The 14,976-nt window shown below is 37.3% G+C and carries 13 protein-coding genes; 5 read left to right on the top strand and 8 right to left on the bottom strand.

Annotated features, from left to right (window positions below; all coding sequences use genetic code 11):
• Positions 1–50 precede the first annotated feature (50 nt).
• The gene (dinB, locus tag EV197_RS01365; RefSeq protein WP_130284943.1) at positions 51–1,160 is read left to right on the top strand and encodes a DNA polymerase IV; all 1,110 of its coding nucleotides are present in this window, start codon (positions 51–53) and stop codon (positions 1,158–1,160) included.
• 2 nt (positions 1,161–1,162) lie between these two features.
• On the opposite strand, the gene EV197_RS01360 is transcribed toward dinB, so the two are convergent.
• Positions 1,163–2,308: a methionine aminotransferase gene (locus tag EV197_RS01360; protein WP_130284942.1), complete on the bottom strand. Its 1,146-nt coding sequence runs from the start codon at positions 2,306–2,308 to the stop codon at positions 1,163–1,165.
• Between the two features lie 205 nt (positions 2,309–2,513).
• On the opposite strand from EV197_RS01360, the gene EV197_RS01355 reads away from it, so the two are divergent.
• From EV197_RS01355 to EV197_RS01345, 3 genes are all read left to right on the top strand, one after another.
• Complete coding sequence (locus EV197_RS01355) at positions 2,514–3,179, top strand: succinate dehydrogenase cytochrome b subunit (protein WP_130284941.1); 666 nt, start codon at positions 2,514–2,516, stop codon at positions 3,177–3,179.
• 12 nt (positions 3,180–3,191) lie between these two features.
• Positions 3,192–5,207: a fumarate reductase/succinate dehydrogenase flavoprotein subunit gene (locus tag EV197_RS01350; RefSeq protein WP_130284940.1), complete on the top strand. Its 2,016-nt coding sequence runs from the start codon at positions 3,192–3,194 to the stop codon at positions 5,205–5,207.
• Positions 5,208–5,273: 66 nt separating this feature from the next.
• The gene (locus EV197_RS01345) at positions 5,274–6,020 is read left to right on the top strand and encodes a succinate dehydrogenase/fumarate reductase iron-sulfur subunit (protein WP_130284939.1); all 747 of its coding nucleotides are present in this window, start codon (positions 5,274–5,276) and stop codon (positions 6,018–6,020) included.
• Between the two features lie 79 nt (positions 6,021–6,099).
• Here the strand turns inward: EV197_RS01345 and EV197_RS01340 are convergent, their stop codons facing one another.
• From EV197_RS01340 to EV197_RS01330, 3 genes are all read right to left on the bottom strand, one after another.
• Positions 6,100–6,849, bottom strand: a complete 750-nt coding sequence (locus EV197_RS01340; protein WP_130284938.1) for a hypothetical protein — start codon at positions 6,847–6,849, stop codon at positions 6,100–6,102.
• A gap of 213 nt (positions 6,850–7,062) precedes the next feature.
• Positions 7,063–7,881 carry an NAD(P)-binding domain-containing protein gene (locus EV197_RS01335; protein WP_130284937.1) on the bottom strand — a complete coding sequence of 273 codons (819 nt, stop codon included), beginning with the start codon at positions 7,879–7,881 and terminating at the stop codon, positions 7,063–7,065.
• Positions 7,874–10,255: a M28 family peptidase gene (locus EV197_RS01330; RefSeq protein ID WP_130284936.1), complete on the bottom strand. Its 2,382-nt coding sequence runs from the start codon at positions 10,253–10,255 to the stop codon at positions 7,874–7,876. Before EV197_RS01330 ends, EV197_RS01335 begins: the two co-directional genes overlap by 8 nt.
• A gap of 162 nt (positions 10,256–10,417) precedes the next feature.
• Here EV197_RS01330 and EV197_RS01325 point away from each other — a divergent pair, with 162 nt between their 5' ends.
• A complete protein-coding gene (locus EV197_RS01325; protein ID WP_130284935.1) occupies positions 10,418–10,888 on the top strand; it encodes a CBS domain-containing protein in 471 nt (156 codons plus the stop codon).
• Here the strand turns inward: EV197_RS01325 and EV197_RS01320 are convergent.
• The 4 genes from EV197_RS01320 to metG form a co-directional block, all read right to left on the bottom strand.
• Positions 10,883–11,566 carry a hypothetical protein gene (locus EV197_RS01320; protein WP_130284934.1) on the bottom strand — a complete coding sequence of 228 codons (684 nt, stop codon included), beginning with the start codon at positions 11,564–11,566 and terminating at the stop codon, positions 10,883–10,885. The two genes, EV197_RS01325 and EV197_RS01320, sit on opposite strands and share 6 nt — an antisense overlap.
• 4 nt (positions 11,567–11,570) lie before the next feature.
• Positions 11,571–11,918 carry a hypothetical protein gene (locus EV197_RS01315; RefSeq protein WP_130284933.1) on the bottom strand — a complete coding sequence of 116 codons (348 nt, stop codon included), beginning with the start codon at positions 11,916–11,918 and terminating at the stop codon, positions 11,571–11,573.
• A gap of 66 nt (positions 11,919–11,984) precedes the next feature.
• Positions 11,985–12,887: a histone deacetylase family protein gene (locus EV197_RS01310; RefSeq protein ID WP_130284932.1), complete on the bottom strand. Its 903-nt coding sequence runs from the start codon at positions 12,885–12,887 to the stop codon at positions 11,985–11,987.
• Positions 12,888–14,954: a methionine--tRNA ligase gene (gene metG / locus EV197_RS01305; RefSeq protein WP_130284931.1), complete on the bottom strand. Its 2,067-nt coding sequence runs from the start codon at positions 14,952–14,954 to the stop codon at positions 12,888–12,890.
• Between the last annotated feature and the right edge of the window lie 22 nt (positions 14,955–14,976).

Below are 14,976 nucleotides of genomic sequence, written 5' to 3'. Positions count from 1 at the left end.
ATACAAGGTATGTAAAGAAGCTATAAATTTGCAAGTAATTAGCGTTTCTTTTGGAAATCTCAAAACCACATAGAAAAATTATTCACGTAGATATGGATGCTTTTTATGCGTCCGTAGAGCAGTTAGATAATCCCGATCTTAAAGGAAAACCATTGGCCGTAGGCGGTGGCTCTAAACGGGGCGTGGTGAGTGCTGCGAGTTATGAGGCACGAAAGTATGGAGTGCGTTCAGCGATGCCGGGATATACTGCTCAAAAATTGTGTCCCGAACTGATTTTTGTAAAACCAAGATTTGATCGATACAAGGAAATTTCTGCTAAAATCCGAAAGATTTTTTTGGACTATACAGATTTGGTGGAGCCCTTATCACTGGATGAAGCCTATTTGGATGTTACGGAAAACAAAAAGGGAAATCCCAGTGCTACGCTTATCGCGAAGGAAATTCGACAACGTATTTTTGAGGAGGTAGGGCTGACCGCTTCTGCGGGAATTTCGATCAATAAATTTATCGCCAAGGTAGCTAGTGATTATAACAAACCCAATGGACAAAAAACCGTTAATCCTGAAGATGTAGAAGCGTTTCTAGAAAATTTGGATGTAAAAAAATTCTATGGGGTGGGTAAGGTTACCCAGGCCAAAATGTACGAAATGGGGATTTATACCGGTAAAGATTTAAAGGGCAAATCTGAAGCGTTTCTTACGGAATATTTTGGTAAATCCGGTGCACATTACTATCGCATCGTTAGAGGAATTCATCTCAGCGAAGTAAAGCCGAATCGAGAGCGTAAATCATTAGGAGCCGAACGTACCTTTAGCGAAAATGTAGCGTCCGAAATTTATATGCTCGAACGCTTGCAGAATATTGCGGAAGAGTTACAAAGACGGTTAAAAAAAAGTAAAGTAGCTGGGAGAACCGTTACCTTAAAAATTAAGTATAGTGATTTTACTCTCCAAACTCGTAGTAAAACCTTGCCCTATTATATCAGTGATGCTGATATTCTATTGGAAACGGCTAAAGAGCTTTTGTATCAAGAAAAGATGAAAAATTCGGTACGCTTACTGGGATTGTCCCTCTCCAACTTAAATACTGGCAAAGAAGCTTCAAAAAAGGTTAAGGAAGCTAATGAGTTTCAGGTGGTGCAACTAAAGTTCGAATTTTAAACTTAAATGGCTTGTAAAATCTCAGCTGCTTTTTTCAGAGTATCATCGGTCTTAGCAAAACAAAATCGCAATAGCTTATTGTCCTGCTGATTAAGATTAAATACCGAAGTAGGGATGGAGGCTATTTTATGGGCTGTGGTCAATCGCTCGGCAAATGCTACATCATCTTCGTCCGTTATTTTAGAATAATCCAATAATTGAAAATATGTACCAGAGGAAGGCGTAAAGGTAAATTTGGAACCGTTGAGTAATGACAAAAATAAATCTCGCTTTTGCTGGTAAAAGTTTGGTAATGTCTCATAATGCTCCGGCTTTAGTAAATATTCTGCCAGTGCTGCTTGGATAGGATGGTTACTGCAAAACACATTAAATTGATGTACTTTTCTAAATTCTTTCATCAGTGTTGCGGGCGCCAGGCAGTATCCCGTTTTCCATCCTGTAGCATGAAAAGTTTTACCAAAGGAAGCTGTAATAAAGGCGCGTTCTGCCAACCCTGCAAATCGACTTGCGCTATGATGTTTTTTGCCGTCAAAAATAATATGCTCATACACTTCGTCACTTAGTAATAGGATGTCAGTGTTTTTTAACAGCTTTTCAAGCTGTACCATATCTTCTTTTGTCCAAACTGTACCACTTGGATTATGTGGGCTATTGATTATGATCATTTTAGTTTTAGATGTAATCTTAGCTGAAATTTCATCCCAATCCGGTAAAAATTCAGGAGCTTTGAGTTGAATGGGTACTACTTTACCACCAAAAACTTCTATGCTGGGTTCGTAGCAATCATAAGCCGGTTTAAAAACAATGACTTCATCTCCTGGTCTTATGGTAGCTGCAATAGCTGTAAAAATGGCTTGTGTCGCTCCAGCGGTTATAGTGATTTCAGATTCAGGATGATAGGTTTTCTGATACAAGCGTTCCACTTTTTCTGCAAGAACTTCTCGCAAGGACGGCAATCCAGGCATTGGGGCATATTGATTATATCCCTTTTTCATAGCCTGGTTTACCAATTCAATCAGTTGAGGATCTACTTCAAAACCAGGAAACCCTTGAGATAAATTAATAGCCTGGTGCTCCTGGGCAAGTTTACTCATCACAGTAAATATGGTTGTTTTGGTATTGGGTAATTTTGAAGTAAGTGTTAACATAAAATTTTGATTTTCAGTAGTTAAAACTGATTAAGCTTTGTTTAATTTTCAAGGTGTTTCGCAATCGATTTCGTGTATAAACTTAAACAAAAAGAAACTTCTATTTTAAATTCATTATAAATACCGTACAAACCGTTGATAATTGTTGTTAAAAAGGCCTTTGAACCTTACTTTTGTTTCTCAAAAAATTTAAACATTTAAAATAATGAGTGGATTGATAAAATCTTCAATAGCTAGAAAGGTAGCGATGGCACTTTCGGGACTTTTCTTAGTTTTCTTCTTATTACAACACTTTAGTATCAATTTTACTTCCATTTTTAGTCCAGAAACCTTTAATGAGTTATCTCATTTTATGGGGACTAATCCTTTGGTACAATTTGTATTACAACCCATTTTAATATTTGGGGTGGTTTTCCATTTTGTAATGGGATTTGTGTTAGAGATCAGAAATCGAAATGCTAGAGCTGTAAAATACGCTAAATATAACGGAGGATCAAATTCTTCTTGGATGTCTAGAAATATGATTTTTTCTGGCTTGGTTATTTTAGCTTTTTTGGGACTTCATTTTTATGACTTTTGGATCCCAGAAATGGTGCATAAATACGTAGAGTTTGCTCCAGAGGATGCAACACGCTACTATCCTGAATTGGTAGAAAAATTTGTGAGTCCTGTTCGAGTGGGATTATATGTAGTATCGTTTGTTTTTCTTGCCTTACACTTGTGGCATGGATTTGCTTCATCTTTCCAGTCCGTAGGATTCAATAATAAATACTCAGTGGCAGCAACCAAATTTGCAAAAGCTTTTGCAGTGGTAATTCCTTTAGGGTTTATCATCATTGCATTGGTGCTTCACTTTAATCATAATCATTAAAAACCACTACATATGTCAATATTAGATTCTAAAATACCAGAAGGCCCACTGGCAGAAAAGTGGACAAAACATAAAAATTCAATCAATCTTGTTAACCCAGCTAACAAGAGAAATATAGATATCATTGTTGTAGGAACAGGTTTAGCGGGTGGTAGTGCTGCGGCAACATTAGCTGAATTAGGATACAACGTTAAAACATTTTGTTACCAAGACTCTCCACGAAGAGCGCATTCTATTGCGGCACAGGGAGGGATAAACGCTTCTAAAAACTATCAAGGAGATGGTGACTCCGATTATCGTCTGTTTTATGACACCATCAAAGGAGGAGATTACCGTTCTCGAGAGGCCAACGTATATCGCTTAGCTGAGGTTTCAGGTAACATCATCGACCAATGTGTTGCTCAGGGAGTTCCTTTTGCAAGAGAATACGGTGGATTGTTAGATAACCGCTCGTTTGGTGGAGTATTAGTATCGCGAACTTTCTATGCAAAAGGTCAAACAGGACAGCAATTATTACTTGGTGCATATTCTGCAATGAACCGTCAGATCAACCGTGGTAAAATCGTGCCTCATAACCGACACGAAATGTTAGACCTAGTATTGGTTGACGGTAAAGCAAGAGGTATTATTGCGCGTAACTTGGTTACTGGCGAAATCGAACGTCATTCTGCTCACGCAGTGGTATTAGCAACCGGGGGATATGGTAACGTATTTTATTTAAGTACCAACGCTATGGGTAGTAATGTAATGGCTGCTTGGAGAGCTCACAGAAGAGGTGCTTTCTTTGCAAATCCTTGCTTTACTCAAATTCACCCTACGTGTATACCAGTCTCAGGAGATCATCAGTCTAAGTTGACCTTGATGTCCGAGTCGTTACGTAACGATGGAAGAATTTGGGTACCAAAGAAAAAAGAAGATGCAGAAGCAATACGTGCTGGTAAATTAAAACCAACTGAGCTTAGCGAAGACGAAAGAGATTACTATCTAGAGCGTCGTTACCCTGCTTTTGGTAACCTTGTACCACGTGATGTGGCTTCTAGAGCAGCAAAAGAAAGATGTGACGCTGGTTTTGGAGTGAATAAAACAGGGGAGGCAGTGTATTTAGATTTTGCTTCTGCTATTGAACGCTATGGAAAAGAAAAAGCATATACTTCTGGTATCGCAAATCCTTCAAAAGAGGAAATAACAAAACTAGGAGAAGAAATCATCGAAGCCAAATATGGAAACCTTTTCCAGATGTATGAAAAGATTGTAGATCAGAATCCATACAAAACACCGATGATGATTTACCCAGCAGTGCATTATACAATGGGCGGTTTATGGGTAGATTATAATTTACAGACCACCGTTCCTGGTTGTTATGCTGCAGGAGAGGCTAATTTCTCTGATCACGGAGCGAACCGTTTAGGTGCCTCTGCTTTAATGCAAGGGTTAGCCGATGGATATTTCGTATTACCGTATACCATAGGAGACTACCTATCTCAAGATATTAGAACAGGAAAAATTCCAACAGATTCTCCAGAGTTTGATCAGGCAGAAAAAGATGTAAAAGAGCGTTTAGAAAAATTATTAAACGGTTCTGGTAAACATTCTGTTGATTATTACCACAAGAAGCTTGGTAAAATCATGTGGAACAAATGTGGGATGTCTCGTAATGAAAAAGAATTAAAAGAAGCTATCGAGGAAATAGCAGCATTACGCAAAGATTTTTGGGAAAATGTAAAAGTTCCTGGAACCGCTGAAGGTGTGAACTCTGAATTAGAAAAGGCTGGTCGAGTAGCAGATTTCTTAGAATTAGGAGAGTTGTTTGCTAAGGATGCTCTAGATCGTAACGAATCTTGTGGAGGACACTTTAGAGAAGAGTCTGTAGAACAAGAAGGTGAACAAAAAGGAGAAGCCTTGAGAGACGATGAAAACTATATGTATGTTTCCGCTTGGGAGTACAAAGGCGAACCTAAGGATGCAGTATTGCATAAGGAAGAGTTGAATTACGAAAATATTGAAGTAAAAACACGTAGTTATAAATAGTAGCAGTATTGCTTAGGAGTGCTAAACTCACAACTCACAATACTAATTACTAAAAACTAAAAGAATATGAATCTTACATTAAAAATATGGCGTCAAAAAGATGCCAACTCAGAAGGAAAGATGGTGGACTATCCTATTTCAGGGATAGAGGGTGATATGTCATTTTTAGAAATGCTAGACGTGTTGAATGAGCAATTGATCAACAAGGGTGAAGAACCTGTGGTTTTTGATCACGATTGTAGAGAAGGGATTTGTGGATCTTGCTCCTTACAGATTAATGGGGAACCGCACGGTCCTGACCGTTTGGTAACCACTTGTCAGTTGCACATGCGTATGTTCAATGATGGAGATACTATTTTTATAGAACCGTTTAGAGCGAAAGCATTTCCTGTAATCAAAGACCTTATGGTTGACAGAAGTGCATTTGATAGAATACAACAAGCTGGGGGTTATGTTTCTGTAAATACCTCTGGTAATACTATTGATGCTAATGCGATACCGATTGAAAAGGAAAATGCGGATGACGCTTTTGCTGCAGCAACTTGTATTGGTTGTGGAGCTTGTGTAGCAGCTTGTAAAAACGCATCAGCAATGCTATTTACCTCTGCCAAAGTTTCGCAATATGCATTATTACCTCAAGGTCAGGTAGAAGCTACTGACCGTGTATTAGCTATGGTAAAACAAATGGATGATGAAGGTTTCGGTAACTGTACCAATACTGGTGCTTGTGAGATCGAATGTCCAAAAGGTATTTCTTTAGAAAATATCGCTCGTATGAATAGAGAATATTTGAGCGCTAGTTTGAAAGGGTAAGAAACTTTTCAAAAACTTATAAAAAAAATCCAGATCTGTTTCAGGTCTGGATTTTTTATAAGAAATGTGTTCTATTTTATCAATTACATAATCTTATGTAATCATAAAACCTTACAATTAATTCATTACTATTATCATCAATCACCCTAATTTGACCAGTTAGATGTTGTGATTGAGTGATTATAGTTCCAGGAGCTGGAGTTTGAATAAATGTTAAATCTTGGTCGCAATTATCAGTAATATTTAAGTATGCTCGAGTAGCAGGAATATAGTCTAAAAGCTTAGGGTTTTCTTCACCTAGGCAAAGTATCATATTGCTAAAGTTTATAAACCCATCTCTTCGGTATTGTTCATACCATAGGGGAGCATCAGGGTTTGATGCAATTGTTGGTTTGGTAGTGTCGTTGATACAACTTGAATACTTAAAAATTCGCCATTGTACCCAAGAACTTCCTGGTTCTCTAAAATAGGCGTGGGCATTTTTACCAGCGTTCCAAATAGGAAGAGCTATGTAAAGTTCCCTGGAGTCATCTATGCCATAGATAAAATTAGGCCCTTCTCTCAAAAATCTAAAAGTGAAAATTTCATTATTTAAGACATCTCTCTCTCTGATAGTCTTTACATTTGTTTCATCTAATAAAAAACGGGATTCACCATAGTCTGTCGTATTCCATACCTTGGTGATATTAGGATTAGAGTTTTTATTTAGACTAGATGAACCGACTATACCGTTTGGGGTATATATTTCGGACAGCTCCATTGGCATTATTTCTGTTTCAATTGATGTTGGACCGTCTTCTGTTGAACAAGAATCAAATAATACAAGCATAGTAACAATCCAAAGGGTAGTAAGTACTTTTTTCATAAAGTTAGGTTTTATATTAGAGTTTTTAATTTGTATCTAATACAAAACAAGTCGAATATTAAAATTAATACTACACTGTTTTCAGTGAAAATAAGTCATTGATTTTACCTCTCAAAAAGTCGTGCTAATCAAAATATGCAAATTGGGAACTTTAATATTTTATGAAAAAAGAGATAGTTAAATAGAATATAAGTTGAATTTAAACTCAAATTCTAAGGCTTCCATAAGTAGAGCTGCACTAATGATTTTTCCTTTTGAAACGGTCTCGTAATCGTATTGAGGTATTGGTAACCCCATTTGCTCACAAATCTTGGTGTAATATGTTTCTTTCTCGGGATGATCAGGGTAGGCAGCATTAAAAGTTTCACCCCAAATGTCTTTGTTTAGTATAGCGTTGATCACACCAATACAATCCTGCTGATGTATCAAATTCACCGGAGCTTTAGGGTTTTTTAAATCGGTTTTACCAGATAGCATCGTAGCCGGGTGGCGATTAGGACCAAATAATCCTCCAAATCGAAGTATAGTTGTCTGAAAGCTTTTAGTATCCGTTAAAAGTGACTCAGCCTGTATAAGCTGTTTTCCTGCATTTTTGGAAGCTAATGGCGTAGTTGTATCATTGATAATAGGAAAGTCTTCTAGATCCTCAAAAACAGAAGTAGAACTGACAAAAAGCAGCTGTTTAACTGTAGATTTATTAATAGGTGCTATCAGATTCTTGATTTTAGCTACAAAATTAATGTCAGGATTGCCACGCAAACCTGGCGGGATGTTTATAATCAGTACCTCCGATTCTTCTAAAAACTCTTTTATTTCGCCAGCGATACCATTTTCTTTTACAATAATATGATAAGGTTGTATTCCTTTTTGTTTGAGCTTTCTGATTTTCATTAAAGAAGTTGTACTTCCTTTTACTTGATATCCTTTCGCTATCAGATCCAGGGCCAGCGGAAAGCCAAGCCATCCGATACCCAAAATACTAATTGTTTTACTCATTATCTGTTACACTATTTTCTGGGTTAGAAGAAATAAGATCTTTGATGTGGGGAACCGTATTCAAATCTATAGTTTTTTTGGTCATTACTGCATCGTTAACCACAAAGGGTTTGGGCATCATATAATTTTTACGTTCCGCAACGGTGAATAATGGGTTGTTGAGTAGGTCGTAAGAGGCTTCATAGAGCACCATATTTGCCAAGGAATCTTTATGGAGTTGTAAACGTAATTCCAAGGATTCATTAGGTCGCAGATGGTAGGTCAACAATCTGTCATTCCACCTATGGGTAAATGCATTATACTTTTTACCTTGTTTAGTTATCACATCGCTAGGTACTACACCATTGGCTATTAATTTTTTAAAATTAGTGCTTTTGGCCAAGTATAGATCCATACGGTTTAGGCTTCGCTGTGGAGTGATACAGATATCCATATATCTAATGTCACCAATTAAGGTATCATAAGTAGCTTCTATCCTAGCGGTGGAAATTGGTTTACTATCGGTTGGAGTTACATAAGTAAAACTGTTGTTATATTTACTTGTTATGGTTTCAGTATTGAAATTATCTGCAACATTCTTAAGCCGATCAATATAATTCTTGGTGTAATCATCTAACTTATGGTCGTAAGTAGCCCAATACGCTTTTTGTTGATCCTGATCATAATAATACACCAAACTATTAGGTTTAGGACGTTCTTCGGTAAAGTCTGCATTGAGATGTGCAATGCCAAAAAATATAAGTACCGCAAAAAATGCCAGATTCCCTATCCACCCTTTTTTTTCGTAATACCCTACAACCGGTAGAAGCAATGCAGCTAAAAGCACGGTGAGCACTGCTGAAGCAAACAAAATTTTTAATCCTAACGCCACAGGAAACGAAGTAATGAAAGGTGTTAGAATAAAGATTGCAGGTAAGCTAATAAGAAGCATTAATATCGGAAGCGGCTTTTTTTGATTGATCATAATCAAAAAACAAACTAATGCTAATACTACTGGAATGATCAAATAGGCTCCTCCGGGCAAATACACTGAAATTGCTCCGCAAATGAGCAACCAAAATGTTAGCGGGGCAACCATTAAGCTCGGAGTTTCTTTGGTGTTATCAAATAAGCTATAGACTTTAAAAAATACAGCAACAGCAAGTAATACCGCTACTGCAATTAAATAATAGCCATTATAGGGGAATCCGTGTAGTATATCATTACATCCTGGATAAAGAATCAACACCAATTTCCATAGTGCATAACTAAGCGCTCCAGATAAACCTAATGAAATGATAAAAGCTAAAAACCCACTACCTACTTCTGCTGCAACTATTCGCTTTTTTTTAGCAGCATAAATCAGCAAAAGAATAAAGAGTAGTAGCCCTATACCGACTGACGGATATATCCAGTCAAATGGGTAGCTTACCATACCCATAACAGGAGCATTAAAGTAAAGAAAGTCTTTATTTGATTTAAGGTTACTAAGATCTGCCTTTGCAAAGTAATCCAATAACGGCATTAAATAGCTGCCTTGATGTTTCAAGGTATTAAGATCTAAGTTTTGCCAGGTGTCATTTGCGGTATGATAGTCAAAATGATCATCAATAAACGCAAAATTAAAACCGTCAATATTTCCCTTTTCTCTAAATATGGTGAGGTCCGTATCATTAGGAAGTAGTTTGTAAATACTATAGGCTAAAGAATTAGATACAGGATATTCTGGGTTTGCATTCATAAACTCCTTGATCATATTTCCATTTTTACCATTGGTTTCCATGAGCATATAGGAGGGACCACCACTCCCACGGGCTTCAAAATTGAGGACAAGACCTATGTCTTTGGCCCAGGGATGCTGTGAAACAAAAAGATCAGCCCCATTTAAGCCTAATTCTTCTGCATCAGTAAAACAGATAATAATGTCATTTTTAGGCTTTTTGCCAGTATTTAGATAAGCGCTGACTCCTTCCAAAATAGTGGCTACACCGCTTCCTGCATCACTAGCTCCAAGAGAGGAGTGAGGGTTACTATCATAATGAGATAAAAGGAGTAATGATTTACTACTGTCAGTGCCTTCTATTTTGGCAACAATATTCTGAGGTTTACTTAATGTCCCTGCATCAGAAATCGCAAACCCTTCTTGAATGCTAGGGGATAAGTTTAATTTGTTCAGTTCTTGTACTAAGTAATTTTTAACGGTAGTATGATTGGGACTCCCTAAATAGTGTGCCTCTTGCGCTATGTTTTTCACGTGCCGAAGGGCTCTTTCTGTGGAGAATGCTGAGGCTTCAACCTGATCGGAAATTGAAGCATTTGGAGTTGTACTGTTATGTGTGTACCAAATGGCTAAAATTATGAGAATGAAGGAAATTGAAGATAGTATCTTTTTCATGGTTGAAGTAGTTAGCTTTTATAGTAAATAGTGTGTGTAGGTAAAGTTTGTTTTATGATTTAAAGATAAGAAAATAAGTTTTTAGATAAACTAAAGGCTACACTACAGTTGATTAAATGCTATTTAATTACTATATTTAAGATTCACTAAATCACTAAGCATATGGGTATTATCAGTTTTCAAGGTGCACGATCAAAGACTAAAAAGGAGCACGAAGCACCTATAAAGGTGTCCGATTATATGAGCAGAAAGCTTATCACTTTTAAACCACACCAATCTGTAATGGAAGTTATTGAAAGCTTAGTAAAGCATAAAATTTCTGGTGGACCTGTGGTAGGAGAGAATCAAGAGTTGTTAGGTATTATTTCTGAAGGAGACTGTATTAAACAGCTCAATGAAAGTAGGTATTATAATATGCCAATACAGGATGCAACAGTTGAGAAATTCATGGTAAGAAATGTAGAAACTATTGACGGCAACCTCAATATCTTTGATGCGGCTAACAAATTTTTAGAAACTAAAAGAAGAAGATTTCCGATTTTAGAAGACGGTAAATTAGTAGGTCAAATCAGTCAAAAGGATGTAATGAAGGCTGCGTTAAAATTAAACAGTCAATACTGGCGTGATCTATAATTGTTGTACAGTCTTTTGGTCATCAGTGATAAATAATTTTCTTTCCGGGTCTCCGGATATAAATAGGTCAGTAGAAGAATAATGATCTAAATTATATTCGGACTCCCTAAATTTTGCAATGCCTAAAACTGCTATTTCTTCACCAATTTCTATAATTCCCTCCCTATATCTCATGTCGTGATTCAAACCGAGGAAACCCTGGCTACTTTTTTCGAAAGTCTTTAAATAGTTTTCGATATAATCAGGAGCATCATTAAATGTACCAGAACTTTTTTTGAAGTCTTTAGTCAAATAGACTTTCTTAGCGTTTTCAGGAACTTTAGCAGCAACGATGGCTTTTTGACCTTTGGAATCAATACTAAAATCAATGAATTGTTCATCTTTGATGATGGTATGCCAGGTATTACTATCACCAGAACTACGTCTGCGCTCTACCTCTACTTGATAATATACACAAGGTTTTTTACTCAGTGGTGAAATCAGCGCAGGTTTTAGATTGTGAGCCTTGCCTATAATTTTCACATACTGATTTTCTTTACAGGATAGTATCGCAGTAGGCTTTATTTTTTTCAGTTTTCTTCGGATGCGGTTTTTGGTACTAAAGTAGTTGATGAGCAAAATTATGGTTGCAACAAATAAAGCAAACAGCATAAAGATTAATATAGGGTATTCTAACATAGTATTATTTTCTTTTTACTAAGGCAAAAAAATCATTTTCTAAGGCTAAATAGCCCTGATCGTAAACGAAATAGTAGGTGTTTCCTGTTTTGGTAGTGTAAATACTGGTGAAATACTCGAAATTGAAATCTTTAGCTAATAGTTTCGATCGGGTAGTAGTGGTTTTATCTCCGGGATTAAGCGTTTCTAAGATGCGATAATTCTTTCTAAGTTTATTATTGATGTTTCGAACCAGATTTTTGGAATCGCGGTTGAGATTATTGTTATAGGCATTTCTGCAGTAGTCACTACAAAATTTCTTATCCGCTCGGCCAATTATTTTTTGGTCACATTCCAAACACTTTTTTTCCATACTGTTATTGAAAAGTATCAGAAGGAAAGATACAATAAAATCCAATTACAAATGACTACTTGTTTTTTAAAAGAAAATTTCCTGAGCTACTCTAAAGGTATTAGCGTGGGCATCGATGATGATTTTAATTTCAGCAGAATACCCACCACCCATAGAACACATTACCGGTAACTCTAAGTCTTTACAGGTTTGTAACACAAATCGATCGCGCTCTTTGCATCCTTGAATGCTGCAAGACAATTTTCCTAATTTGTCTGTTTCCAAAATATCTACTCCGCATAAGTAGTATATAAAATCTGGCTTTTGTTCCTTAATTAGTTTAGGCAAAATGGTTTTTAATTGGTTGAGATAAGCTTCATCTTTCGTTCCATTGGGGAGTTCAATATCCAAGTCTGATTTTTCTTTTTTAAACGGATAATTTTTGGCTCCGTGCATGGAAAAGGTAAACACCTGATTGTTATTTGTAAAAATTTCAGCTGTTCCATTACCCTGATGGACATCGAGATCCACAATAAGAATTTTGTTGGCTAAACCATTTCTAAGCAAATAGCTTGCGCCTATAGCTTGATCGTTGAGCAAGCAAAAAGCCTCACCCCGATCGGTATAGGCGTGGTGTGTGCCACCAGCAATGTTCATAGCAATGCCGTGATTCAACGCGTCTCTAGAAGCTTTTATCGTACCATCAGCAATAATCACTTCTCTTTTGATCAGTTCTTCGGATAACGGAAAGCCAATTTTACGGATGGCTTTTTTGTCTAAGGATAGCGATGTAAGTTGTTTATAATAATCGCTGTCGTGCACAGCAAGAATATCCTTGTCACTTGGGAAAGTAGGGGTAAAGAAGTTATCTTCAGTGCAAGTGCCTTCATGTAAGAGCTGTTTGGGTAACAACTCGTATTTTTCCATAGGAAAACGATGCCCTTCGGGTAATGGGTGTTTATAAATAGGATGGTATGCTATTTTGAGCATCTAGCTAATGATAGTTCCAGGTTGAACACCATCCTCATCCGGGTTTACAAATACTAGTTTCCCTTCTGGGGTTTCGGTCATGAGGATCATCCCTTCACTTGCTACACCTCTAAGCTTTCGTGGAGCTAAATTAACCAATACGGTTACTTTTTTGCCGATAATAGCCTCTGGCGCAAAATGTTCTGCAATACCCGATACAATGGTGCGCGTGTCAATGCCGGTATCCACTTTAAGAACCAATAGCTTTTCTGCTTTGGGCATTTTTTCGGCTTCAATAATGGTTCCTACACGCAGATCCATTTTGGTAAAATCTTCAAATGTAGCTTCCTCTTTTTGCGGTTCTACTGATGCTTTCTCAGCTTCATTTGCTTTTTTGGTGGCTTCTAACTTGTCCAATTGTTTTTGTATTTCGGTGTCTTCAATTTTTGAAAATAAAAGTTTACTTTGATGTATCTGGTGACCAGCAGGTAGCAAGGTCTCTTTCACAGCAATATCGTTCCAGGAGAATTCAGTTTCAAGCTCTGAATGGCCCAAAATAGAATTTAACTTACTACTTGTAAACGGTAAGAAAGGCTCAGATAAGACGGCTAAGGCAGATGCAATCTGTAGTGCAACATACATTACTGTTTTGGTGCGTGTTTCATCGGTTTTGATCAATTTCCAAGGTTCTTCATCTGCTAGATACTTGTTACCTAAGCGGGCAACATTCATCAATTCTTGACTGGCTTCTCTAAAACGGTAGCGCTCAATAGAGCTTGCAATAACTGCTGGATAAGCGCTGAGCTCTTTCAGTGTTTTTTTATCTACTTCGTTTAGAGCTCCAGGTGCTGGAATGATTCCGTCATAGTATTTATGCGTCAGCACCGCAACGCGATTGATGAAATTACCAAATATGGCAACCAATTCGTTATTGTTTCTTGCCTGAAAATCTTTCCAGGTAAAATCGTTATCTTTTGTTTCCGGTGCATTGGCCGTTAACACATAACGTAAAACATCTTGTTTATCCGGAAACTCTTCCAAATATTCGTGTAACCAAACCGCCCAGTTTTTTGAGGTAGACAGTTTATTACCTTCGAGATTTAAAAATTCATTAGCGGGTACATTTTCTGGTAAGACATAGCTACCCTCAGCTTTGAGCATACTCGGAAATATAATACAGTGAAAAACGATATTATCTTTACCGATAAAGTGGATTAGTTTGGTATCCTTATCCTTCCAATACGGTTCCCATGCTTTTCCTTCTCTTTCTGCCCATTCTTTAGTAGAAGAAATATAACCTATGGGTGCATCAAACCACACATAGAGTACTTTTCCCTCTGCACCTTCAACAGGAACTGGGATTCCCCAATCCAAATCGCGAGTGACTGCTCTTGCACGTAGGCCTTCATCAATCCAGGATTTTATTTGCCCGTATACATTAGGCTTCCAATCTTTTTTATGCCCTTTAATGACCCATTCGTTTAAAAAGTCTTCGTATTGATCAAGAGGTAGATACCAGTGTTTGGTTTCTTTGAGTATTGGTTCTGCTCCAGAAATTGTTGATTTTGGATTTATTAAATCTGTTGCATTTAGGGAACTCCCACATTTTTCGCACTGATCACCATAGGCTTCTTCGTGTCCGCATTTAGGACAAGTCCCTGTAACAAAACGATCTGCTAAAAACTGCTTGGCTTCAGGATCGTAGAGTTGTTCTGCTGTTTCTTCAATAAACTTACCATCATCGTATAATTTTTTAAAAAACTCAGAGGCGGTTTGATGATGGATTTTGGCGGAAGTACGGGAGTAATTGTCAAACGTAATCCCAAAATCTTCGAAAGATTTTTTAATCATCGTATGGTATTTATCGATGATTACTTGAGGAGTCACACCTTCTTTACGCGCACGCATGGGTATGGCAGCACCGTGCTCATCGCTTCCGCAGATGAAGGCCACGTCGTTACCTGTTAGCCTTAAATATCGAGCATAGATATCTGCCGGTACATAAACACCGGCTAAATGTCCGATATGGATAGGTCCATTGGTATAAGGTAAAGCTGCTGTGATCGTATATCTTCCTTGTGTGCTCATAAGTAATTTTAAAATAAGGCAC

Source organism: Aquimarina brevivitae (assembly GCF_004216895.1).
GTDB lineage: Bacteria > Bacteroidota > Bacteroidia > Flavobacteriales > Flavobacteriaceae > Aquimarina > Aquimarina brevivitae.
The sequence above is the reverse complement of the archived record's forward strand: the minus strand, read 5'-3'. Positions and strand labels throughout refer to the sequence as shown.